Origin of the sequence: Thalassospira profundimaris (assembly GCF_003326755.1) — a bacterium.
GTDB lineage: Bacteria > Pseudomonadota > Alphaproteobacteria > Rhodospirillales > Thalassospiraceae > Thalassospira > Thalassospira profundimaris_B.
Genome location: NZ_JPWH01000001.1, coordinates 1 through 24,797 on the forward strand (window position 1 = coordinate 1; position 24,797 = coordinate 24,797).

The 24,797-nt window shown below is 53.7% G+C and carries 13 protein-coding genes; 9 read left to right on the forward strand and 4 right to left on the reverse strand.

Annotated elements, in window-relative coordinates:
- The coding region (locus TH25_RS00005; protein WP_114086395.1) for a cadherin-like domain-containing protein at positions 1-12,755 on the reverse strand (12,755 nt) is incomplete at its 3' end.
- Between the two features lie 889 nt (positions 12,756-13,644).
- Between TH25_RS00005 and TH25_RS00010 the strand changes: the two genes are divergently transcribed.
- Positions 13,645-13,980, forward strand: coding sequence for a cupredoxin domain-containing protein (locus TH25_RS00010; protein WP_114086396.1), 336 nt, complete (start codon positions 13,645-13,647; stop codon positions 13,978-13,980).
- A 99-nt stretch (positions 13,981-14,079) separates the two neighbouring features.
- A complete protein-coding gene (locus tag TH25_RS00015; protein ID WP_114086397.1) occupies positions 14,080-14,925 on the forward strand; it encodes an FTR1 family iron permease in 846 nt (281 codons plus the stop codon).
- A gap of 97 nt (positions 14,926-15,022) precedes the next feature.
- Here the strand turns inward: TH25_RS00015 and TH25_RS00020 are convergent, their stop codons facing one another.
- Complete coding sequence (locus TH25_RS00020; protein WP_114086398.1) at positions 15,023-16,015, reverse strand: class I SAM-dependent DNA methyltransferase; 993 nt, start codon at positions 16,013-16,015, stop codon at positions 15,023-15,025.
- Positions 16,016-16,313: 298 nt separating this feature from the next.
- Here TH25_RS00020 and TH25_RS00025 point away from each other — a divergent pair, with 298 nt between their 5' ends.
- The 6 genes from TH25_RS00025 (at position 16,314) to TH25_RS00050 (ending at position 21,001) form a co-directional block, all read left to right on the forward strand.
- Positions 16,314-16,739, forward strand: a complete 426-nt coding sequence (locus tag TH25_RS00025) for a YeeE/YedE family protein (protein ID WP_114086399.1) — start codon at positions 16,314-16,316, stop codon at positions 16,737-16,739.
- Between the two features lies 1 nt (position 16,740).
- Positions 16,741-17,163: a DUF6691 family protein gene (locus tag TH25_RS00030; protein WP_114086400.1), complete on the forward strand. Its 423-nt coding sequence runs from the start codon at positions 16,741-16,743 to the stop codon at positions 17,161-17,163.
- Between the two features lie 142 nt (positions 17,164-17,305).
- On the forward strand, positions 17,306-18,034 hold the full coding sequence (locus tag TH25_RS00035) for a glutamine amidotransferase-related protein (RefSeq protein ID WP_114086401.1): 729 nt from the start codon (positions 17,306-17,308) through the stop codon (positions 18,032-18,034).
- A gap of 161 nt (positions 18,035-18,195) precedes the next feature.
- Positions 18,196-19,929 (forward strand): adenylate/guanylate cyclase domain-containing protein, encoded by a 1,734-nt coding sequence (locus tag TH25_RS00040; RefSeq protein ID WP_114086402.1) that lies wholly within the window; start codon positions 18,196-18,198, stop codon positions 19,927-19,929.
- A gap of 285 nt (positions 19,930-20,214) precedes the next feature.
- Positions 20,215-20,700, forward strand: a complete 486-nt coding sequence (locus TH25_RS00045; RefSeq protein ID WP_114086901.1) for an Hsp20 family protein — start codon at positions 20,215-20,217, stop codon at positions 20,698-20,700.
- Positions 20,701-20,731: 31 nt separating this feature from the next.
- Positions 20,732-21,001, forward strand: coding sequence for a DUF1150 family protein (locus TH25_RS00050; RefSeq protein ID WP_114086403.1), 270 nt, complete (start codon positions 20,732-20,734; stop codon positions 20,999-21,001).
- 110 nt (positions 21,002-21,111) lie between these two features.
- Here TH25_RS00050 and TH25_RS00055 read toward each other — a convergent pair whose 3' ends face one another.
- Positions 21,112-22,179 carry an aldo/keto reductase gene (locus TH25_RS00055; RefSeq protein ID WP_114086404.1) on the reverse strand — a complete coding sequence of 356 codons (1,068 nt, stop codon included), beginning with the start codon at positions 22,177-22,179 and terminating at the stop codon, positions 21,112-21,114.
- 120 nt (positions 22,180-22,299) lie between these two features.
- Between TH25_RS00055 and TH25_RS00060 the strand changes: the two genes are divergently transcribed.
- Positions 22,300-23,223 (forward strand): LysR family transcriptional regulator, encoded by a 924-nt coding sequence (locus TH25_RS00060; protein ID WP_114086405.1) that lies wholly within the window; start codon positions 22,300-22,302, stop codon positions 23,221-23,223.
- A 40-nt stretch (positions 23,224-23,263) separates the two neighbouring features.
- Here the strand turns inward: TH25_RS00060 and TH25_RS00065 are convergent, their stop codons facing one another.
- A complete protein-coding gene (locus TH25_RS00065; protein WP_114086406.1) occupies positions 23,264-24,754 on the reverse strand; it encodes a methyl-accepting chemotaxis protein in 1,491 nt (496 codons plus the stop codon).
- Between the last annotated feature and the right edge of the window lie 43 nt (positions 24,755-24,797).

A 24,797-nucleotide genomic window follows, 5' to 3' on the forward strand; every position in this document is an offset into this window, starting at 1 on the left:
GGAACACCCTTATTGGCATCCGTGCTTTCATTCACCGATTTCTGTTCACCGTGCTCAAGCCCAAAGCTGGGCGCGTCATTGCGCGGCTCGATATTCACCGTCACCGTTTTCGGCGTGGTATCAAACCCGTCCCGGCTGTCCTGCACCGAGAAGGTGAAAGCCGTCACCGCATCGCCATTGACATTTTCCGCCGGGCTGTACACCAGCTTGCCCGATGTAATATCGGCAACCGAAACCACCGTGCCTGCTGTGATCGCCGTGCCATTCAGCTTCAGCGTGCCACTGGCTGGCAGGGTATCAATCCGCACCGCCTTGAAGCTGTCGGTTTCTCCGCCGGGCTGGCTGTAATTGAAGTCCGTTACCTTCAGGGCATAGTCGGTATCTTCCGGCGTCGTCACCGTTTGATCCGCGCCCAGCGGCGGGTCGTTCTTTTCAACAACCGTGATCTTGGAGACCAGCGTTGCGGTCAACGGGTTCGGTCCCCCGGCATCCACATCGCCACTGCCCACTTTGGCAGCCTGCACGTTATTGCCATCACTCAGCGTCGTGGTGATGGTGCGTTCGCCGCCGGTAAAGGTATCCGATGTGGTGCTGTAACGAATGGCATCCAGGATCTGGTTGACCTCGGCGACCGTGGTGTCTTTATCGAGCGTGATGACAAGATTGCTGCCATCGGCACCGCCGCTCTGCGTCACACCGGTGGGCAGGGCGGAACTGTCTATCGTCAGCTGTTCGCTGCTATCGGCACTGCCAATCGATACCGTGATCGTCCCGGCCCCGAAGGTGCCATTGGTCAGCGCCTCCGTGGTCGACAGGTCAATATCGGCAATACTGGCACCGGTAATGATCGCTGTTGCCGGAACACCCTTATTGGCATCCGTGCTTTCATCAACCGAGGTTGTAACCGCCTTGGTGGTATCGAATGTAGGGGCATCGTTCTGCGGGGTGACATTGACGGTCAGATCGCTTGATGATGTCGCATCCAGACCGCGTGAGTCACGAACCGTAAAGGTAAATTTTGCCTTTGCATCACCGTTGTCATTGGCAACAGGTTCATACACCAGTTTGCCCGCATTGATATCGGCATAGCTGACAAATTGCGGCGTCGTGATGGCAGTACCATCAAGTTTTAACGTCCCCGCACCGGTAATGCTGTTAATGGTGACACCGCCCAGCGTATCGGTTTCCCCCCCCGGTTGGGTATATTTGAAATCCGCTGGCTTGATGACATAGGACGTGTCTTCCTTGGTGGTGACAGTATTGTCTGAGGAAGCAGGCGGATCATTCTTTTCGACAATCGTGATTTTGGAAACCAGATCCACCGACAGCGGGTTTGGCCCCCCGGCGTTACCCCCCGCCTGCGCATTACCGCCATCTGTCGAGCTGTGACCATCGCTGAGCGTGGTTGTAATCACCCGCTCGCCCGAAGCCGTATCCGACGTGCTGGCATATTTGATCGCATTCAAAATCGCGTTGACCTGTGCACGTGTCGTGTCCGCATCCAGCGTAATGACAAGGGCATTGCCATTATTGCCCCCTGTCACCGTCACACCGTCGGGCCGGTCGCCTGCCGCAAGGGTCAATTGGTCGGTACTGGTCGCACTACCGACAGAAACCGTAATTTTGCCCGCGCCAAAAATGTCGCCATCAAGCCCGCCGGTTGTTGACAGGTCAATATCACCGATATTGGCACCGGTGATGATCGCCACCGGCGAGGTGCCGGTATTGGCTGCGGTGCTTTCATCCACACTGGTTTCAATGCCTGTTGTATCATTGAAAGTCGGCGCGTCATTGAGCGGCGTGATATTCACCGTCATGGTATTGGACGAGGTCGCATACCCGTCGCGGCTGTCCTGTACCGTAAAGGTGAAGCTGGTCGCCGCATCGCCATTGACGTTTTCCGCCGGACGGAAAACCAGCTTTTTATCCGCAATGTCGCTGGCAGAAATAACATCATTGACCGACACAGCCTGCAGGGTCCCGCCGCTGTCTTTCAGATACAGCGTGCCCTTGCCCGATGCGGGCAGACTGTCAATCCGCACTGCCTTGAACGTATCGGTTTCGTCGCCCGGCTGGCTGTAATCAAAGTCTGCCACCTTGACGATATAATCGGTATCTTCGGGTGTTGTGACCGTCTTGTCCCCGCCAATCGGCGGATCGTTGACTTCGGTAATGGTGACGGTCGCGTTCAGCACGGCCTCAAGCGCGGACGGGCCGCCTGCAGTATTGCCGTTGGTCTGTTCGTTATTCCCATCATTAATGGTAAATTTGACCGTGCGATCACCGCTCAGGACGTCAGAATTTGTATGGTAGCGCAGATTTTCCATCAGGGTCTGGACTTCGGCGGCCGTGGTGTCGGCATCCAGGCTGAAGACCAGTTTGTGATCCCCCACCGTGTCGCTGGGCGTAATCGGATTCCCCGCAGCATCGACAACCGTAACGCCATCGGGCAGCGTATAGGTACCCTGGAAGGTGAGATATTCCTTGGTCGAGGCGGAGGCGCCAATAATTTCAACCGTCAGTGTGCCCTTGCCAAATTTCGGAAGGTCATCGGCTGTCGAAAGGCCATCGGTTGTTGAAAGGTCAATATCGCTCAGGGTAACACCGGAAACGATCTGAACCGGATCCGTCCCTGTATCGCTGGTTGAACTTTCGGTTGAGCTTGCCGTGGTATCGGTTGCCGTCAATACCGGCGCATCATTTTGCGGATCAACCGTAATCTGCATGGTGCCGGTTTCCGATTCGCGAATGGTGGTATCGGTGGCGTGGCCCTTGTCCCAGACGCTATAATTAAAACTGGTTGCTGCGTCGGACTGGTTCAGGTTGGTTTCGGAACGATAAATCAGCTTGCCTGCCGCAATGTCATCGGCTGATACATCAAGCGGGTCGTTTACATCGTCAACTTTGGTAAAAGTCCCATCCCCGTCCGCATCATAATACAGGCTGCCTTTGTTACTATCGGGCAGGGATTTTATCGTGATTTTATTCAGTTCGGTATCAAGAGTGCTTTCATCGCCCGTCTGGCTGAAATTGAAATCACCCACCTTGAAAACATAATCAATGTCTTCCTTTGCCGTGACAGCGGGCGTGCCGGAAATGCTGGGCGGGTCGTTCTGTTCCGTCACCTCGACCGTGGCAGTGATTGTCGCCATCTTGCGTGATGCCCCGGCATCGCCCCCACTTTGGATATTGCCGTGCTGACTGCTGGCCTGGGCGTCATAGAGCTTGACCGAAATATTGCGGGTACCAGAGACAATATCGCCAGTGGACTGATATTTGATCGCCTCGACAATGGCTTTCACCTGTTCAAGCGTCGCGCTGTCCGTCAGGTTAATTTTAAGATCCGTGCCATTTGTGCCGCCCGTTATCGTATCGATCCCGTCCATAGTCGCGACCGACAGAACCTCGCCACTTTGCGCCGAGGTCAGATGAACGACAATCTGGCCTTTACCAAAGATATTGGCATCAAGCCCGCCTGTCGTTGCAAGGTCCACATCTCCAATGGTGACATTATCAAGGATCGTGGTTGCCTCTGTTCCCTCGCCCAGAACATCGCTTTCGGTAATGCTGTGCGATGTGGTACCGGCTGAAATGGTCGGCGTATCGTTGGTGGGATCAACGGTAATGGTGATGGTGCGGGTCGTGATCAGTTCTGCCGACGAACCATCGGCATAAGCGTAATCGCCGGGATTAACCGTCGCATTATCCGTATCACCCGTCAAAGAGCCCGGACGCAAACCGGAATTACCCTCATCATTCACCGCAACGGTCAGGGTAATATCGCCGTTAAAGTTTGAATTGCTGCCTGTGTCACCGGTGGCAGCAGGGGCTTTTACAGTGATGTCCTTGATCAGGCTGTTCAGTTCGGCTTCGGTAAAGCCCGTCAAGACAATGGATTTATTGTCATCGGCAAAATCAACCGTTTTGCCGCCGGATGTATCATTCCCGCTATAAGACCCGATTTTGGTGAATGTGCCGTTTGACAGCGTCAAAGTCACAGACATCTTACCGCCAAGGTCATCAACATCATTGATGTTCAAATTGGCATTGCCGCTATCAACCTTGATAACGCCGTTGCTTTCAGGAACGTGGAAATCCGTTCCCGTGACTTTGGCCGGGGTGTTATAGGCGGTCAGGAAAACATCACGGGTGACAGCGGCAACGTTATACTGGAACCGGGTCTCCGAGATATCGGTTGCGTAAGGGTCAATCTCGGTCGCGTCGATATTGGGGGCAGAAGCATAGGGGATTTGATTAGGGTTCGGCCCGCCATTGGCCATGTCGGTATCTTCAAGCGTGCCGTTTGCACCGGGCATCCGGTCATCAACAATCACCTGGACCTTATAGGTTTTGTTCTGTTCGCCGAAATCGCCGAAATTGACCTGAAGCCCCTTGAGGTAATTATTGATATCCGCCTTCGTGCCCGAAATGCGCAAGGCTGAACCATTACCGTCATAGGTGTCATCAACCGTCACATTGCCACTGCTACTGATCACAATGTTCTGGCTGCCGGTCGTATAATCACTTTGCGCAAGCGGGCTGCCATTGGGGGCAAGGATGCGCACGGTCACGACAAAGGCATCTTGGCCAGCACCGCCATTAAGGTCAATATCGTCAATCACAAAGCCGTTGTCAGCATCGCCAAAGGTGTAGGTATCGTTATTGACAACATCAATGCGGCCCGTTGTGCCATTGGTAATGGTCGGCGCATCGTTGACGGATTTTACCGTGATATAGACCGTCGTGCTGGCCGTTTGCGCATCACCACCCGAATTGCCCTGGTCATCGACACCAATGCTAAGAACATCGGCACCGACATAGTTCTGATTCCCGGCATAGGATAGCTGGTCCATGATGCCATTAATCGCATCGACCGAGCCGGTCAGAACCACGGTGTCGCTGTTATTACCCGAAATCGCCACCTTGCCCGGGGCGGAAAATGACAGCGTGCCATGAACAACCGACAGCGTTACCTTGACATCCTTGCCAAAGGCATCGGCATCGCCAATACGAATGTCGGGCATGGTTTTGGTGGTATCTTCATAGGTAATGCGCGCATCGCCCGGATCGGGAACATCAATCGTCGGGGGTGTATTTTCAAGGGAAGAGCGCAACAGGATCGACGTTTTAACAATGTTATGGGCATCATTGATGGTCGAACCATCCTGGTTGACCGTTGCATTATCGGCGCCATTGGCACCCGTTGTCAGCGCGCCGCTGCTATCGCGCAAACGGTCATCCACACTGACATCGACGGTATAGGTCGTATCATGGTCGCCATTGGGCAGAATGACTTTCATCCCGTCCAGGGCGGCCTGAACGTCGGCCAGTTTGCCCTGAAAGGTGATAGACCCTGTGCTGGCATCGTCCGAGGTTACGGTAATGCCGGTCGTCGTATCAAGGCGCAAATCCCCCGAAGAGCTCAGATCGACAGCATTGTCATCCTTGTCCTTCAGCAAAACCGTTACAGAAACGAAATCCGTTTCACCAGGACTGTCAACGACCACCAGATCGGGATCACCAACGGTGAATTTGCCGTTCATATCAAAGGTATTGGTGCCATAGACATCGTAATCGGCACCCGCCCGCGAGATGGTGGGAATATCGTTGGCATATTGGTTCGCCGGAACGACAATATCGAACTGCGAGGCTGCCTTGGTGCCGCCCACAGTCCAGGTATGGTCGCTGACACTGTCAGAAACGATATATTTGAAATTATCGGCCCGAACTTCCGACCCGTTATGAATATAGGTCAGTCGGCCCGCATCAATATCGGCCTGGCTAAAGACAGAGCCAACCCCCAGGCGTTTGCCATTCAGATAAAGCGTGCCCGACGTCACATTTGACGTGATGCGATATTGCAGGGTGTCTGGCGTATTGTCCGGATCCACCGACACAAGATAGCTGTCATTGATCGTGCCGCTACCGCCTTCGGCAACTTCCAGCACCTCGTTGACCGTGGTGCGGCCATTTGCCTCTGTATGTGTATCGGCAGCAGCATTTTCATCGGAAATCGGCGCATCATTGAGCGGTGCGATGGTAAATGTGACCGTGGCGGTATTGGAAATATTGTTCGCCGCCGGTTCACCGGCACTTTGTTTGATGCCATCGGCATCATGCAGATCATCGCGCACGCGATACTGGAAACTGTCGGTGAAATTTTCCGTTCCATCGTGAATGTAGCGCAGTTTTGATGTGTTTTTATCGCCGGTCAGAAGCGACTTGGACAGCCAGTCCCCTGCCGAAACATCCACCCAGTTCCCGTCACCATCCTTGTATTGCAGGGTGCCGTTATCGGGCAGGTCAACAACCTGAAAATACAAATCATCCGTAACGGCTTCGCCCTTTGGCTCGTCAAATTCGTTTGCCGTATCCACATCCGCCATTTTCATGGTGTCCGAGGTGATTGTCACCGTCGCACCCTCGCCAATGGTCGGAACAGCCCCGCCCGATGCGGTCGGGGCATCATTTACCGGAATGGCGGTAATGGTAAATGTTCCCTTGGCACGACTATCGGCCAGATCGCCCGTACCAATCGAGATTGAAAAATTGAAGCTACCGTGATGGATTTCACCCCCGTCATGGGTGAATTGCAACAAACCGTTATTGATATCGGCCTGGGTGAAGGAATCATACACACCCAAAACCTTGCCATCGAGATACAGCGTACCATTCGTCGGCAGCACGGTCAGGCGGTAAACCGTGGCTTCTGGCGGCACGGTATATGTAGATGACCCCTGGGTCATTTTCAGGGTGTAGGACAGATTTTCGCTGGTAATGGTCGCCGTGTCTTTGTCGGTCCCGCCACGCTGGCCGTCGCCTTCATATACCTCGATACCGCTATTGACCGAACTTTGATCAATCACCACCGGATCCCCGCTGGGCGGAGTGTCGGGATCATAACTGCCCTGAATTTGCAAATGGAAGGTATTGGTGGCAATGCTGCCATCTGCGGGGTCAACCACACCACCGGCCTGACCGGCATTGTTAAACACACGGGTATGGGAATCCGTTACCTGAAAATCAAAGCTGTCGGCGGTAAAGTTCGTTCCCGCCGTTGTACCATCAGAATCGGTCACTGCCTTGGTCTGGACATAGGTCACCTTGCCCGCATCCAGATCGGCCTGGGTGAAGGTACTGTTAACCGTCATCAGATTGCCATTCAGGCGCAATTCCCCATAGGTCGGCAGGGACGTCAGACGATAAATGATTTCGGTGCCGTCGCTGGTATCATCAACATCGGAAACATGCAGGAAATTGCGTGTGATAACCGTTGAAACACCAGCCTGCACCGTTGCCGGTTTATTGGTATCAAGCACCGAATGGTCATCATTGGCAATCACGTCAATCTGGACGGTTTTTGTCGTTGTCAGTTCATGACCGGCCCCCGGTTCACCGCCCTTGTCGGTCACTTTCAGGGTAAATTCCGGCTTTGTGCCGTCCGGCTCCGTGCCGTTATGGGCGAATTTCAGGGTTTTGAATTCGGCCATCGTCAGGGTCATGGAGGATGCCGTGATTTCCTCGCCGCTACCAACCTGTCCGTCTCCGTTTGCATCCAAAAACAGGGTGCCAAGGCCGTGGGTGTTGATATTGGAAATTTCGATGGTCAGATTGCCGCTGTCGCTGGCATCCGCATCGGCAATCGTGATTTGTCCGCCAATATCGGCCGCATCGGTTTTGGTGCCGGGATTGTTATAAACATCCTCGGTGCCCTGGCCTTCATAAACACTTGGCGTGCCCTCAATCGTCGGCGCATGATTAACTGCCGCCACCAGATTCCAACTGATCTGTTTTTCAGCCGAAACATGGTTGCTATCCGGGTCTGACGCGCTCTGCTTAACTCCGTCTGCCGCTTTCAAATCATCACGGACAATGAATTTGAAACTGTCCGTGCTGGCACCGGTATCGGTATTCACATAGCGCAGCTTGGTCGAACCACCACTGTTTGTCAGCAAATCGGCCGACAGCCAGTCGGTTCCATCCACATCCACCCAGTTTGAACTGTCACCATCATAATATTGCAGTTTCCCGCCATCAGGCAGATCTGTCACCTTGAAGAACAGGTCATCCTTGCTGGCTTCGGGGTTGTTGTCCGGCTCGCCGCTTTCATTGGCAACATCGGCATCGTCCATGCCAAAGGCGCTTTTGATCACGCCAACCGTTGCCCCCCGGGTCACATTGCCCAGCGTCCCCCCCGTCGCGGTCGGAGCATCGTTCGTTGCGGTTGCCCGCAGGGCAAAACTGCCATCAACCACCTTTGTTGTGCCAACGGAAATGGTAAAATCAAAACTGCCCTGATGGATTTCCCCACCATTATGGACAAAAACCACCCGGCCATTGTCAATGTCATCCTGGGTGAAGGAATCAAAACGGCTATCCAGGGCCTTGCCATCCAGATAAAGGGTGCCGTTGGTCGGAAGTTCGCTGATGCGATACACCGTGGCATTGGCCGGAACCGTATATTCCGATCCATCCTGGGTATATTTCAACTGATAGGAAAGCTCGCCATTGGTCAGCGTATGGGTATCCCCATCGCTGCCGCCCATAACACCGTCCCCTTCGGTCACATCAATTCCGTTATTGGTTGACGTAACCACAGTTGCCGGTTCGCTGGGCTGCGCATCGCCGCCATCCCCGGCAAAATCACCCTGAATTTCGATATTGAAGGTATTGACCGCAATTTCGTGGTTATTATTCGGGTCAACCACACCGCCTTCAGCCCCGTCCTTGTTAAAGACACGCTGCTCGGAATCAAACACCTTGAAATTGAAGCTATCGGCGGTAAAGGCCGTGCCATCCGCCTTGGCATCGGGGTCATCCACGCCGCGATTTTGCACATAAATCAGCTTTCCGGCCGCAAGATCGTCCTGGCTGAAACGGTCGCCCACCGTCAGGCGCACACCATCCAGGCGCAATTCTCCGTGATCGGGCAGATCGGTCACTTCGTAAACCAGTTGCGCACCATTGATGGTGTCGACGTCCGACACGCTCAGATAGGATGTATCAATTACAAAAGATTCACCCGCATCGATTTGAGCCGTGCGATTGGTATCGAGCGACGAATAATCATCGTTGGCCTGAATATCGATCACGATATTTTTGCTGGTCGAAAGCGCCTTGTCTGTCCCGAATCCCCCCCCGCTATCGGTTACGGTGACAGTAAAGGACGGGTCCGTCGCATCCGTGGGCTCTGCCCCGTCATGGATGAATTTCAGCGTCTTGAACTCGGCAATTGTCAGGTCGCTGGTATCACCGGTAATTTCGGTGTCGCCCGTCCCAAAATAACCATCGCCATCCGCATCGAGAAACAGGGTTCCGACCCCGTGGGTATCAACATTGGTGAGCGATACCGTCAAACGCGACTCATCATCATAGCTGTCAAAGTCGGCAATGGTGATCTGGCCGCCAATGTCCGCAGCCTGGGTTTTGGTGGTATTATCGTTATAGAGGTTTTCACTGCCCTGGCCTTCAAAGGCCTTGGGGTTGCCCGTAATCGTCGGGGCATGGTTATCGACCGATGTAATGGTCAGATTAACGCTGGCCGTGCCCGAAACATGGTTGGCCCCCGGGTCACTCACGCCAGAGCGAACATCGTCACTATCGGTATTGCTGTCATCCCTGAAATCATCACGGACGCGATAATCGAAACTGTCGCTGGAAACCGCCTCAACTGTTTGTACATAGCGAATGCCGGTCGTATTGGCGTCCCCCGTCAACAACTTGGCCGAAATCCAGTCGCCGGTCTGAATATCAATCCAGTTGCCATTGCTGCGATATTGTAGCGTGCCGTTTTCCGGCAATGACGTGATCTGGATATACAAATCATCGGGCTGGGCTTCATCATTGGCATCTGCCGGTTCACCCGGTTCATTCGACGTATCAACATCATTCATGCCCAGGGCCGATGTGGTCAGGCCCACTGCCCCGCCTTCGGCAACGGTGGCCGTCCCGCCTGAAACCGTCGGGGCATCATTGGTGGCAATGGCGCGCAGGGAAAAGGTCGTTTTGACGATTTCCGTCACACCCACCGACAGGGAAAACCCAAAGCTGCTTTGATGATTTTCACTGCCGTCATGGACAAAAACCACCTTGTTGGCATCAATATCGGCCTGGGTAAAAGAATCAAAAACATGCAGTTCGACATCGTTCAGATAGAGCTTGCCATTGGTCGGAAGATCGGTCAGACGGTAAAGGGTATCACTTGCGGCGATATCATAGGTGTTGCCGCTGTCGGTCGCCTGTAAAATGTAATTCAGCATCGACGAGGTGATCGTTCCGGTATCCACCCCGCCCTTCACACCGTCTTCTTCCGTCACCTCGAGCCCGCTATTGACCGGGGTTCCCTTGATGGTCACGTCGCCATCCGGAGTTTGCCCGCCATCGCCCGTCCAGTCCCCCGTAATGCGGAAATCAAACTGGTTTGTCTTGATATCCCCCGTTGCCGGGTCCACCACACCGCCTTCGGCACCGGGGGCGTTATAGGATCGCAATTGTGAATCACGGACTTCAAAGCTAAAGCCGTCGGCAACATAGTTTTCGCCGGAAACCCGGTCCGCTGCCGTGACCTTTGCTGTCTGGAAAAACGTCACCCGGCCTTGATCCAGGTCGTCCTGGCTAAAACGGTCGCCAACAGCCAGAATGACACCATTCAGACGCAATTCGCCATAGGTCGGCAAAGCCGTGATCTTGTAAACAAGCTGTTTGCCGCCACTGGTGTCATCAACATCCGTTACCTTGAGATTGGCCGAGGACAAAACCGTCACCACGCCGGCATCCACGGTTTGCGGGCTGTTGGTGTCTATTTCAGGATTATCATCATTGCCGATCACACCAATGGTGATGGTCTTGCTGACAGTCAGCTTGGCCGCATCCCCGGCACCGCCACCGCCATCGGTAACGGTAATTTTAAAGGTGGGGTTATTGCCGTCCGGTTCGGTCCCGTTATGGGCAAATTTCAATTTGCCAAGATCCGCACCAGCAATGGTAACAGACCCGGTAATCACCTGGTCTTTGGACGAATCAAAAATGCCATCGCCATCGGTGTCGATAAACAGGGTTCCGTGGCCCTGATTATCCACATCGGAAATGGTGATGGACAGATTTGCAAGATCATCAGAACTATCGGCATCACCGCCGGAAATGGTTAAAAGCGACCCGATATCGGCTGCCTGTGTCACCGTGCCGGGCGCATTATAAACCGCTTCGGTACCCTGTCCTTCATATACCGTCGGGCTGCCATCAACTGTCGGAGCCTGGTTAACCGGCGCGATATTAACGGCAATATCAAACGGGCCAACATTGCCACTGCCGCCCCCGTCATTCACGGTAACTTTAAAAAGATCACTGTCATTATTACCGACGATAATGTCGGTGCCGTCATGCTGATAGCTCAGCTTGCCATCCATCACATCCTTGAGCGAAAAGGTACTGCCAACCAGCAGGTTATGCCCGTTCAGCTTCAGCACCCCGTCACTCGGAAGGGACGTAACCTGGAAAACTTCCTGGCTGGCCGTTTGACTGACGCCCAGTTCAGGATCGACAAGATTGAAAATATCCTGACCAATCGTCACAGATCCGCCTTCATCCACCGAAATCGGTGATGGCGAAAGATCCGGCGCATCGTTTACCGGCGAAAAGGCAACATCAATACTGTCACTAACCGCCGTTGTCGTGCCGTCACCGACCGTCAGTTTGACCTTTGCCAAACCGTTAAAGTTTTCCGATGGTGTCAGCACCATGTCGTTCAGGGCAGCATTGATCGCATCCTGCTTACCAGTCAGGGTGATTGTATTGCTGTTGTCGCCAGTAACGGAATCCAGCCCCGAAATATCATTCAGCTTGATCGCGCCGGTCGGGTTGGCGGAGCCATCCTCGACCGTGATTGTCACCGTTAGCGTATCACCAACGTTATTTTCATCATGGTCAATATCGCTTACCGAAATGCCGCTCAGGGTCACATCGGTATCTTCAACGCCGTCAACCGCCTGGGTGCCATCCATTCCGCTGATGGTCGGCTGATGGCCGGTCACAGGGTCTACCGGATCGGCCAGCAATTGCGAAATCGAATGCAGGGCGGATGAATCAGCGGGCAGGGCAGCCGTAATGTGGCCGGTGGCATATTCCAGATCCCAGTCACCACCAAGCTCGCCATTCCCCGTGACGTCATCGGAGGCGGCAATATCAGCCCCCGTCAGATGGGAAAATGTATCGACAAACTGTTTGCCGCTTTCGTCTTTCGCAATATTACAGCCATAAAGCAAAATATCGGCTCCCGCCGATAAATGACTGCTCCAGGCTGAAATCTCCGCACCTGTCTCACCGGCAAGTGCGGCCGTGTCAATATGGTCCGAGCCCAGGGTGAAACTACCATCCCCCCCATGCGAGATGATGTGCAAACCGGCAACATCATTGCCCGAAGCCAGGGCGTCGGCAATGGCCTTGGCACCAGATTCATCACTATCCACAATCAGGGTATCCGCCTTGCCTTGCAGGCTGGCGGCAAAATCCTGCGCACCCTCAACACGGCTGTCGATAACCACCAGCACTCGGCCGGTACCGGTTTCCGGGGTCAGGTTGGCAATCACGGCATCAAATTGCGACGCAGCATCCGACGAAGCGCCGGAATCCTTTTGCGCGTCAGACTGGTGTTTCGTTTCTGCCTGGTCATGATGGCTGACTTCAGATGCAACAGTTGCGACCGCCGCCGCATCGAGAAGAACGCGCGGTTCCAAGGCTGAAAAATACAGCTTCGTCATGATTTATTACCCTGATGGCCCGTCTATACGGAAGGATATGTAATTTACTATAGTTAGGTTTAGACCCTAATCATCTATAGTCAGAACCGCGCATCAGTTGGCAAGGCAATTTTCAAATGACTAAAAACAGAAAACAGTCAATACGCAATAATTAACAAAAATTAATACTATACTTGCGAATTAGAAAAGAATCTTTCTCCCGCCATCGCTTTTTTAATTCTTTGTGGAATTTCAATACTCTTTCCCCGATCACCAATCCCATCCTCAAGAAGGGTATTTCAGATAAACAAACATTATAAAAACTGGATATTCAAAATCTGACATTTTCTGACCTGGTAAAAACATCCCTCAATCAGTCGCCCAAAAGCCCTCAAACCATATCCGTATTTATCCGAATCTCTCTATCAATCGAATGTCTTTTACATAATCAGAACATATCCCAAAGGTTGTGCAGTTAATTAAAAGGTCTCATTTAAAACGGGATACAAACGGGAAATACTCTTTATATTAGATAAATATTCTTTTTAATTGCGGGTACCGCTTTATCATTATGGAAACTTTTGGTTGCTCTTTAATAACAAATAAAAACCAGTAGTTAATTTTACTTCCTCCCCTCAAATCGCGATAAAATGGTATCGCCTTCCCATTGACAGGTTCCTAAAAGACCCCCCGACTAAACGGGTTTGTCGATCTGTTACCGGAAAATCTTTCAATAAGTCACCCGCTTGCTCCGGGCAGTTTTCACATCACTTTTCCGTTCATGACTTGACCCGGACAGGGAAACAGGCGTAAGAGAGTCACGCAATCGCAAGTCAGTTGCAATTGCGTTATTCTATTGGCTGTCCAGCCCTCTTGCATCTTCCCTTCGCAAGTACCTTCAGGTTCCACCATGTCCAAATTCCCTGCCGTCGTCTTTGCCATGCTGATGGGTAGTGTCGTAACTACCGTGGCCCATGCCGCCCCCCAAACCATCGATATGGTGATCAAGGATCACAAATTTAACCCTGCCGAAATTACCATTCCTGCCAATACACCGGTCGTTTTGCAGGTCAAAAATGCCGATCACGCGGTCGAGGAATTTGACAGCCATGATCTGCGCCGCGAAAAAATCATCGCGCCGGGCATGACCGCCAAAATCAAACTCGATGGCCTTGCGCCGGGCGTTTACAGCTTTATGGGGGAATTTCATTCCAGCACGGCGCAAGGCAAGGTCCATGTCAAATAAAGGCCTGGTCAACGTCATCTGCCCGCAAAGCCCCTGGGCCCCTGATCTCCTGCCGCCTCTTTCATCCTTCTTTCTGATGCCATAACCGGGATTGATCCCATGACTGCCGCCCTGATCATTGTTTTTCGTGAAGTTCTCGAAGCCGCGCTGATTGTCGGCATTGTGCTGGCTGCCGTAAATGGTGTACGCGGTGCCAAGGCCTGGATTGCTGCCGGTATTGCCGGTGGGGTCGCCGGTGCGACGATGGTCGCCTATTTCGCCGGGGCCATTGCCGGGGCACTTGCCGGATACGGGCAGGAAATTTTCAATGCCAGCATTTTGCTGGTCGCTGTCCTGATGCTGGGCTGGCACAACGCCTGGATGTCGGTACATGGCCGGGAGATGGCAGTGGAAATGCGCGATGCCGGCAACGCCGTGCGCGATGGCAAAAAATCCCTGTCCGCGCTGGCAATTGTTGTCGGCGTTGCCGTGCTGCGCGAAGGTTCGGAAATTGTTTTGTTCCTGTATGGTCTGGCAACGGCCGATGGTGGCCTTTCCAGCACCCTGCTGGGCGGTGCCATTGGCCTTGGTGCCGGGGTTATTGTCGGGGCGGGGCTTTATTTGGGCCTGTTGCGCATTCCCACCCGTTACCTGTTTTCCGTCACCAGCATCATGATCACGCTGCTGGCCGCAGGCATGGCGGCGCAGGCGATGAATTTCCTCTCAGCGGCCGATATTGTCAATCTGGGTCCCGTCCTGTGGGACAGCTCGTGGCTGTTAAGCCAGGAAAGTCTGGCGGGCAAAACCCTGCATACCCTGGTAGGGTACATGGACAGGCCCACCCTGCTGCAAATCGTGGTTTACATCGGCACGGTCCTGGCAATCACCCTTGCCAGCAAAACCACACGGCGCTTGGCAAATCGCCGCCCGGCACGGGGGCAAAATCAGGCAAGTGCCGCCGAATAACCGGGATCGTACAAAAAAGGCGAGGCCAGAAGCCACCGCCTTTTTAAGCCTGCTGGTCATTCATACCGAACGGCCCGGCATTGATCATAACACCGCCCTAATGCAGGACAGCGACATTCTCGGAACCAAATTCCCCATCCCCGGCCATTGGCATCACAGTGCCCAGGCTCTGGATCATGCCGTCTGGCGTGATCCTGGCCTGTGCCACAACAATGCGCCCCATCACCGACATCCCTTTTTCCTGGCGCAAAACACCCTGCTGGTTTGACAGAACTTCCAGTCCGGCCTTTTTCAGCCAGTCGGCAATAATATCGGGGTGATGGCGAAACCGCTGGCCCGGTCCCAAATCAAACGGGAAAACATCACCTTCTTCCAGCGACATCACCAAAATACCCCCGGCAACCAGGCGCGAACGGATCATGGACAGCACCGCTTCCAGATCCCCCAGATAGTTCAAAACATCCGCCGCAATCACCATACCGTAATGCGCCGTTGCCATATCGGGCATGGCGGTAATGTCGGCTTCGCGCAAATCGCGATAAACACCCTTGGCCCGTGCGCGGTTCAACATGCGGGGCGACAGATCCACCCCGTCAAGCACATCCACCTGCCCGTTAAAAACATCGGCCACCAGCCCAGTGCCACAGCCAAGGTCCAGCACTTCAAGCGGACGCGGTAGATCCGCCATCAGGCTGCGCACCGCCTCATACATCAGTTCTGGTGCCCGATAGGTCAGCCTGTCACGCAAAGCGCGTTCAAAACGCGGCGCATAATCATCAAACAAAGCCCGGACATATTCCGGCGGCAAACGATCGCGCATCGCAACCGCCCCCAACAACATCAACCGGACTTCCGCCCCCATCCGGTCCGTTGCATCGCGCATCAGATACTGGCGATAAGCCTCGATCGCCTGTTCGCCATGACCAGCCTTTTCGTGCAATTCACCTAACGCAAAATAGGCTTCATCCCAATTGTCATCCGCCTCGATCGCCGCACGCGCCACCTCGATTGCAGCTTCATTGTCACCGCGCGCCGCCATCGCCAGCGCAACATCAAGACGCCGACTGGCCAAAAGCCGATCATTACTCATCTATATGAAATCCCGGAAAGTCATCCCGCAGGATGTCGTTAGTACCGGACGCTATATCTGCCTGTTTTCTGATTTTGGCAAGTCAGATTAAAACGTTCACAAACAATGGGTTAGGATAAAATTCGCGGCTATATAGGCAAAATACCCATTATAAATGGCGCAAAACCGCCATTTGCCCGCCGGGCAGGTGAAACCGGCACAAACAGCAAAACAGCCATGCAATTTTGAACCGGAAGATCTTGAATTAAATTATTACATCATAATATAAAGATTAAACGTCTTTTACAAGGAAACCGGAATGGAAAATTTCACCCCATTCACCGCCCTGGCAGGTGGCGCCCTGATCGGTCTGGCCGCCGGGCTTTATATTCTGCTCAATGGCCGCATTGCCGGGATCAGCGGCATCATTGGCGGCATTATCGGGGCCGCGTCTGCACAAAAGGCCGAAAGAATCGCCTTCATTTGCGGGCTGATTGCCGGACCGGTCATTCTCGCCCTGGTGGCAGGCTATCGCCCGGCGATTACGGTTGATGCCAGTTTGCCGGTTTTGCTGCTGGCGGGGTTGCTGGTTGGTTATGGCACCAGCCTGGGCAGCGGCTGCACCAGCGGGCACGGCATTTGCGGGCTGGCCCGGTTTTCGCCCCGGTCCCTGGCTGCAACCCTGGCCTTTATGGCAACCGGCTTTTTAACCACCTTTGTCATGCGCCATCTGATTGGATTTTAACATGCGTATTTTAGGTGCCCTTTTATGCGGTTGTCTGTTCGGGGCCGGTTTAGCCCTGTCAGGCATGATCAACCCGGAAAAAGTTCTGGGATTTCTCGATATTGCCGCCATTCCGGCACATGGCTGGGACCCCAGTCTGATTTTTGTCATGGCCGGGGGACTGATCATCGCCCTGCCGTTTTTTTGGTGGGCAAAATGGCACAATACCGCCCTTTTAGGTGGCAATATCTCCCTCCCCACCAAAAGAACCATCGACCGCCCCCTGATCATCGGTAGTCTGATTTTTGGTGTCGGTTGGGGGTTGGCCGGGTTATGTCCGGGACCCGCCATTTCCGCCCTGTCCTATTTGCAACTTGAACCATTTCTGTTTGTCGTCGCGATGCTGGCTGGCATGATCATCCAACGCCTGTCCAGCCGCCCGTGACACGGGCCCGCAGTCGGCAATCAATTTTCGCACCAGTTGCAAACATGGCAGGTATTCCTGCACATAATCGGCATATATCTTGTCTTTGGAATCCGTCTAGCCTACCTGTAAAGGCACCTCTCGCAGCCTTACAAGGTGGATAATGAAGATCGGCATTCTGGAAACAGGTTTTGTCCCCGACGAAATGCAGGACGAATTCAAAAGCTATCCCGTCATGTTTAAAAAGATGCTCGGTTCTGTCGATCCGTCACTGGAATTTCAAAGCTGGTCCGTTTTGATCGACCAGTTCCCCGATAGCATCCGCGATGCCGATGCCTGGGTCATTACCGGTTCCAAACACGGCGTTTATGAAAACCTGCCCTGGATGATCAGGCTCCAGGCCATGTTGCGTGACATTGTTGCGGCCGACATTCCGGTTTTTGGGGTTTGTTTTGGTCATCAAATTCTGGCCGCTGCCCTGGGCGGCACCGTTGTCAAATCAGACAAAGGCTGGGGGATTGGTGTGCATGAATACAAACTGGCACAAAACACCCCCAAATGGGTTGAAGATGCCCCGGCAACCATGAAACTGAATGCCTTTCACCAGGATCAGGTTGTGAAGCTGCCCGAAACCGCATCGGTTTGGGCCAGTTCGGAATTTTGCCCCTATGCCGGGCTGAATTACGGCGACAGGGCCGCATCGATCCAGCCGCATCCCGAATTTTCGTTTGAATATGAAAATGCCCTGTTGCAAGCCCGCCGTGGTGAACTGATCCCGGAAGATGTGGCCGAAATTGCCGAAGAATCGATGAAAAACCCGGTGGATGGCAACAGTTTCGCCCGATGGATTGTCGCCTTTTTAAAGGGTGAACGCCATATCAGGGCGGCCTGACAGACCCGATAAAACCGGCAAATCGCTGACCGGCTTTTCAAACGGCGACCGGAAATACTCCGGTCGCCGTAACTTTTATCCATTCCAGATCATTCACATCTTTGGCTTCACCCCAACCCCCGATACAGTAGCGACTTCAAACCGTCAAAACAGGCCATGTGATGCGCGAAGCCCCGTCCGCCCGCCCTCCGATCATCGCCAGACTGGCAAATTCCATTCCGTCTTTGCGCCTGTATGCAGGGCTGGTGCTGTTTGCCTATGTTCTGACGCATTTCATCAATCACGGTTTCGGACTTATTTCGCCCGAACTGATGGAAAGCGCGAATGATTTTCTGACATCGGTCTGGAAATTTCTGCCGCTGGAAATTCTGCTGATCACAGCCCTGATCACCCATTTCCTGCTGGCAACCGGGCGGCTTGCAAGGCGGCGCAGCCTGCGCCTGAAACCCAAGGAATGGCTGCAAATTACCCTGGGCCTGTCTATACCGGTTCTGATGTTTCAACACATCCTGGGCACACGCGTCGCCGAAATCGCCTTTAATGTCGAGCCCTTTTACGAACGCGTATTGGTGGATCTTGCGGTATTTCGCCCCGATATTGGTCTTTTGCAGGCCGTGGCATTGCTTGTTGTCTGGATACATGGCTGCATCGGCATTCATTACTGGCTATCGGTCAAACCCTTTTATGGCCGCATCCGGTCGGTGCTGGGGTTTTGTGCCATTGTCATTCCCACCGTCGCCCTGGCGGGCTATCTGGCGGCGGCCAACACCGTGATTGAACGCGCGGCCCTGGGGGGCTCGCCCTATCTGGCCCAAATCATCAGGGAAGCCGGGCGCACCGCGCAATCCTTTGCCTTTTACAGCCGCATGGCAAACAATCTGCTGTTTGTGACCATTGCCCTTGCCTTAAGCCCGTTTGTCGTCCGCCAGATACGCAAAATGATGGATCGGGTGCGAACCACCCCGGCCCTGAAACTGCCCGGAGGCCGAGCCGTGCGGATCATTCAGGGGGCCACCGCGCTTGAAGCCCTGCGCGATGCCAAGGTCCCCATTGCATCCGTATGCGGGGGGCGCGGGCGCTGCACCACATGCCGTTTATATTGCCGGTCCGGCCTGGCGGACCTGCCCGTCCCCAATGCCGTCGAAAGTGCCGCCCTTCGCAGCATCAACGCCCCGGAGGACTGGCGCCTTGCCTGTCAGATCCGACCCACGGCAGATTTGGAAATTACCCCGCTTCTACCTGCCAATGCCTCTGCCAGTGATGGACGGCGCCCGGGCGGCCTGACCGGAAGCGAAAGACAGGTCGTGACGATTTTCACCGATTTGCGCGACTCAACCAAATTGGGCGAAACCAAAATGCCCTATGATGTTTTGTTCATCCTCAACCAGTTTTTTGCTGAAATGACCGAAGCCCTGCACAAAACCGGCGGCCATTATGCCCAGTTTACCGGCGACGGCCTGATGGCGCTGTATGGCCTGGAGGATCGCAATATTCGCATCGCCATCGGCAAGGCCATTCGCGGGGCGGGTGAAATGCTGGCGCGAATCGAAAAACTGAACACCCAGCTTGAATCCGAATTGCCCTTCAAACTGCGCATTGGTCTGGGCATCCATGTTGGCGAGGCCATTGTCGGCGAAATGGGCCCGCCGCGCCGCGAACAGATCAGCGCCATTGGCGACAGCATCAACACAACCGCGCGGCTTGAATCCAAATGCAAGGAACATGGCGTTCCGCTGATCATCTCGCAGGACGTGATCACACGGGGAAAATTGCAAATTCCCGAGGGAACAAAACTGCATCGTGAATCGTTACGGGGAAAAGAACGCGAAATCGCCTATTACGCCCTGGCAACCCTGCCTGTCCTTGCCGGGCAGGCCGAAAAACAGATGGCCTGACTATGACATGGAAGGCTTGCCAGATATGACCGGTCCAGGGCAAAGGCCCGGCAAACACATAAAATCTGCTTGATCATTGCCAATGATACAATGAAGCGAGCCGTTTTTGACGCATGGATGATGTGCTGCAGTGCGGATGGGGCTTGACTATCGCGCCCAAAATAACATGTAATCATAAGGAAAGTGCGTCTTTGGTGCCGGTCTTCCGGGCCAGGACAGAGCAGATGCCGAAAGGATCTGATCCGTTGCACGCTCGCTCAGTCAGAGGAGGTGAAAGTTACCGCCATGTCGCGTATTTCTATGTTTAACAGCCCTCTCCTTCTTGGTTTCGATCAAATCGAACGCGTTCTTGATCAGGTCTCCAAAACCAAGGCAGAAGGGTATCCGCCCTATAATATCGAACAGATTGGCGACAACCATATCCGCATCACGGTTGCGGTTGCCGGTTTTTCCGATGACGATCTTTCGGTCACAACCGAAGACAACCAGTTGATCATTCGGGGCAAGCATCAGGAAGACGAAAGCAACCGCGTTTATATTCATCGGGGCATCGCATCCCGGCAGTTTCAGCGGTCTTTCGTTCTTGCCGAGGGTATTGAAGTCGTTGGTGCCCATCTCGATAACGGTTTGCTGCATATCGATTTGAATCGTCCGGTCCCGGAACCGGTCGTGCGCGAAATCGCCATCAACTCGAACCGTAAAAAAAGTGTTCCATCGCGCACCATTGAAATGCAGATGGATGACGACAGTTCCGAAACGAATAAACAATGAGCCGCAAGGCCAGTAGTGAGGAGTGGTTTAAATGAGCAATCGCATCACAGACCATGAAGACGCAGAAGGCGTCATCCCGGCCGAGCAGGATTTGCATATGCTGTCGTCAGGCGATTTTGCCATGCTGGGCATTCAGGATTTTGCCTATGTTCGCAAAATCGAAAACCCGGAAGAAAACGACGCGGCACGTATTTATGCGGTCTTTACCGCCGATGGTACCCATATCGCATCGTTTGAAAGCTATGCCGTGGCCTATGCCGCCATTCGCCAGCACGATATGGAACCGCGTTCGGTCCATTAATCGGGTCCTTACCCGCATGTGAGGGCCACAAAGCTGCGATTTCATCAATATTCAAAGGCAGCCCCTTGCGTGTAGCAGGGCTGCCTTTTGTATGTCTGCTTCCGCTCGGATTAGCGTGACATCACAATTTTCGTATCACCAAACATAACATCGCGGGTTGTTTGCCGTGCCAGAAATTCATGGGGGAAGCCCGGCTCAATGGCACTCGCTGCAGCCAGGCGATCACACTGCGCCTGGGTTAGAACAACAGCCAGAGCACCAAGGTTTTCCTCAAACTGTGCCTGTGTCCGTGCCCCCACAATCGGAGCAACAATCGCCGAATCCAGCATTGTCCAAGCCAGCGCCACCTGCGATGGCGTTATTCCCGTCTCGCGTGCGACATCACTTACGGCATCTACAATGGCAAGGTTGCGTTCCGTCAATGCGCCATTGGCAATGGCAAAATCGCGGCGCGTGTCATTGTTTCCCGACAATCCAGTTGTCACATCATCCCGCGTGTATTTCCCCGACAGAACCCCACTCGCCAAAGGCGACCAGGGAATGACACCAAGCCCCATCTCGCGCGCCATCGGAATCAGATCACGCTCCACAGTACGCTCAATCAAACTATATTCGATCTGCAAGGCAATCAGCGGCGACCAACCGCGAAGCTCGGTCATGGTCTGCATCCGCGAAACCTGCCAGGCCGGTGTATCGGATATGCCGACATAAAGCACCTTCCCGGCCCGCACCAGATCATCCATCGCGCGAAGCACCTCGTCGACGGGTGTGGTAAAATCCCACGCATGCAAATAAAGCAAATCAATATAATCGGTATTCAACCGGGCAAGGCTCTCTTCAACCGAACGGACCATGCTTTTACGATGATTACCCCCGGAATTAACGTTCCCCCGATCCATCGGAACAGCGTATTTCGTCGAAATCACCAATCGATCACGCTGGCCTTTTGCAAATGCCCCCAGAAACCGCTCTGACGCGCCATCGGTATAGCAATTGGCCGTATCGATAAAATTCCCACCTCGATCCACATACATATCAAAAATACGGCGCGCTTCTCTCTGATCAGCCCCCCAGCCCCAGTCGGTTCCGAAGGTCATTGTGCCAAGTGCGAGTGGCGAAACCCGCAAACCCGAACGCCCCAGCAGGCGATATGTATCAAGTGTCATGCTGTCCGACATGTCATCATCTCCGTTTATCCGTTCAATTTTTGGCTGGCCGGAATGATGAACCGTTCCGATAAAGATAAAAATATCCTATAATTTTCATATATTGTTTAAAAACCAAGGCATAATAAAACCATGAGAGGCCGCGACTTTGCCGAACTAAGAGCCTTTGCCTGCGTCGTTGAACATGGCAGCTTCCGCAGTGCAGCGGCCCATCTTGGCATGTCCGCTTCCGCGATCAGCCAGACCATTCGCAATCTGGAAGAACGGCTAGGTATGCGCCTGCTCCACCGCACCACACGCAGCGTCGCCCCAAGCCAGGCGGGAGAAAGGCTGATGGCGCGGCTTGCACCTGCCATTCATGATTTTGATAACGCGGTTGCCGAACTGACCGAAATGCGCGACACACCTGCAGGATGCGTCAGAATTAACGCCACCCGCGTTGCCGCCATGCACTATCTGGCCCCCAAAATCGCGGCTTTCCTGCAAGACTATCCAGACATCACGCTGGACATTACGCTTGATGAGAAACTGATCGATATCGTCGCCGACGGGTTCGACGCAGGCATACGCTTGGGGGAAAGCCTGGAAAAAAATATGGTTGCAGTTCGGCTGGGTGGCGATATGCGCATGATGGCGGTAGCAGCACCCTCTTACTTCGCACGCGCAGGAATACCGGCAACGCCCCGCGATCTTCGCACTCATCGCTGCTTTAGCTACAGATGGCCAACCAGCGGTCGCCTGTATCGATGGGAATTTGAACGCGGCACCGAAAAACTCGATATTGAGGTAGAAGGCCCCCTCATCACCGATGATCCGGAACTTGGGCTACATGCCGTACTTGAAGGCGCGGGCATCGCCTATCTTTTTGACTATCAGGTTCGCCACTATGTCGAATCAGGGCAACTGACCCACGTTCTGGCCGAATGGTCGCCCCCTTTTCCGGGGTTTTACCTCTATTACCCCAGCCGACGTCATATGGCCCGACCCTTGCGATGTTTCATCGATTTCATCACAAACCGCAACACGGGAGCGGCCCTTCCACCGCTCTCGCGTTAATCGATCCTGGAACAATATATCCACAAATATGCAACCAGCATTAACGGGCCAGAATTTCGGCCGCTTGACGGGTGCGATTGACCGCTGTTGCTACCGACCCGGCCGATTTCTGAATATCGCCAATATTGCGTGAAACCGCCTCGACCGTATCGCGCACGGATTGAATATTTTCCGAAACGCCGTCCGTCACCGCACTTTGTTCCTCTACGGCAGAGGAGATATTGGCAACACTGTCACGCACCATCTCAACCGACCCCCGGATCGTGCCCAGGGCATCGACCACCTCGGTCGTGATTGACTGAATGCCCGAAATTTCCTCGGCAATCTGGTCAGTTGCGCGGGCGGCCTGATTGGCGAGGTTTTTAACCTCGTTGGCAACCACGGCAAACCCTTTACCGGCATCGCCTGCACGGGCCGATTCAATGGTGGCATTCAATGCCAAAAGGTTAATCTGCCCGGCAATATTCTGAATAACCTCGACAATATTGCCCATTGCCGCCACGACCTCGGACATGCGCTGGGTCGAGGAATCGGCGGCGACCGTTTGCTCAAAGACCTGTTCGGTGGCACTGCGCGATTGCGCCATGCTGCGCGAAATTTCGGCAATCGAGGCTGCAAGCTGCTCGGCACTGGCCGCAACGGTATTGACAGTTTCCGACGTATTGGTTGCCGCACAGACAGCATCTGTCGCGGTATTCCCCAACACACCGATATTGGTGTCAATTTCCGAGAAATTGTTATCAATCATCGCCTTGAGCTCGATCAGCAGATTGACCTGCTCCGTCACATCGGTGGCAAATTTAATCACCTTGAAAGGTTTGCCCGCCGGATCAAGGATCGGGTTATAAGATGCCTCGATCCAGACAACCTTGCCATTTTTGCCGATGCGCTTGTATTGCCCCTGCTGATAGGTACCCTGCTTTAACGCCCGCCAGAAATCGGTATATTCGCGCGTGCCTTTCACGCCCACATCAACAAACATGCTGTGATGTTGGCCTTCAATATCCTTGAGGCGATAGTCAAACACATCAAGAAAGTTCTGGTTTGCGGTCAGGATTTTGCCTTCAAGGTCAAATTCAATAAGCGCCTGGGATTTGCTGATGGCGTTAAACACACCTTGCAAAACAGCCCGCTCATTGCGGCGATCGGTAATATCGGTGGCAAATTTAATGACTTTCGCCGGAACACCCCGCCGGTCCAAAACCGGATTGTAGCTGGCCTCCAGCCACACATCCTCTCCCGTCTTCGTGATGCGGCGAAAGGCGGAGCGCTGGAACTCTCCGTCCCGCAACTTTTTCCAGAAATTCCGGTATTCCGGTGTATCACGCTCTTCTTTTGGCACAAAAATGCTATGTGGCTTGCCAACAATCTCGGCAAGCGTATAGCCGGTAATCGACAGAAAATTTTCATTTGCCGTCAATATATGCCCGTCCATCGAAAACTCGATCGTCGCCATCGAAAGCGTCAGGGCGTCCAAGACCTGCGATGCGTCCTGGGCCTTGCTTGATCGGAAAATCTGCGAAAAAACCATATCTGCTCCACCTTATAGATAAGAAGGCCCTATTTACATACAG

Excerpts from the sequence above, each read along its gene's own strand:
- TH25_RS00010 (WP_114086396.1), top strand. The coding sequence starts at position 13,645 with ATGTCCAAATTCCCTGCCGTCGTCTTTGCCATGCTGATGGGTAGTGTC.
- TH25_RS00015 (WP_114086397.1), top strand. The coding sequence starts at position 14,080 with ATGACTGCCGCCCTGATCATTGTTTTTCGTGAAGTTCTCGAAGCCGCG.
- TH25_RS00020 (WP_114086398.1), bottom strand. The coding sequence starts at position 16,015 with ATGAGTAATGATCGGCTTTTGGCCAGTCGGCGTCTTGATGTTGCGCTG.
- TH25_RS00025 (WP_114086399.1), top strand. The coding sequence starts at position 16,314 with ATGGAAAATTTCACCCCATTCACCGCCCTGGCAGGTGGCGCCCTGATC.
- TH25_RS00030 (WP_114086400.1), top strand. The coding sequence starts at position 16,741 with ATGCGTATTTTAGGTGCCCTTTTATGCGGTTGTCTGTTCGGGGCCGGT.
- TH25_RS00035 (WP_114086401.1), top strand. The coding sequence starts at position 17,306 with ATGAAGATCGGCATTCTGGAAACAGGTTTTGTCCCCGACGAAATGCAG.
- TH25_RS00040 (WP_114086402.1), top strand. The coding sequence starts at position 18,196 with ATGCGCGAAGCCCCGTCCGCCCGCCCTCCGATCATCGCCAGACTGGCA.
- TH25_RS00045 (WP_114086901.1), top strand. The coding sequence starts at position 20,215 with ATGTCGCGTATTTCTATGTTTAACAGCCCTCTCCTTCTTGGTTTCGAT.
- TH25_RS00050 (WP_114086403.1), top strand. The coding sequence starts at position 20,732 with ATGAGCAATCGCATCACAGACCATGAAGACGCAGAAGGCGTCATCCCG.
- TH25_RS00055 (WP_114086404.1), bottom strand. The coding sequence starts at position 22,179 with ATGTCGGACAGCATGACACTTGATACATATCGCCTGCTGGGGCGTTCG.
- TH25_RS00060 (WP_114086405.1), top strand. The coding sequence starts at position 22,300 with ATGAGAGGCCGCGACTTTGCCGAACTAAGAGCCTTTGCCTGCGTCGTT.
- TH25_RS00065 (WP_114086406.1), bottom strand. The coding sequence starts at position 24,754 with ATGGTTTTTTCGCAGATTTTCCGATCAAGCAAGGCCCAGGACGCATCG.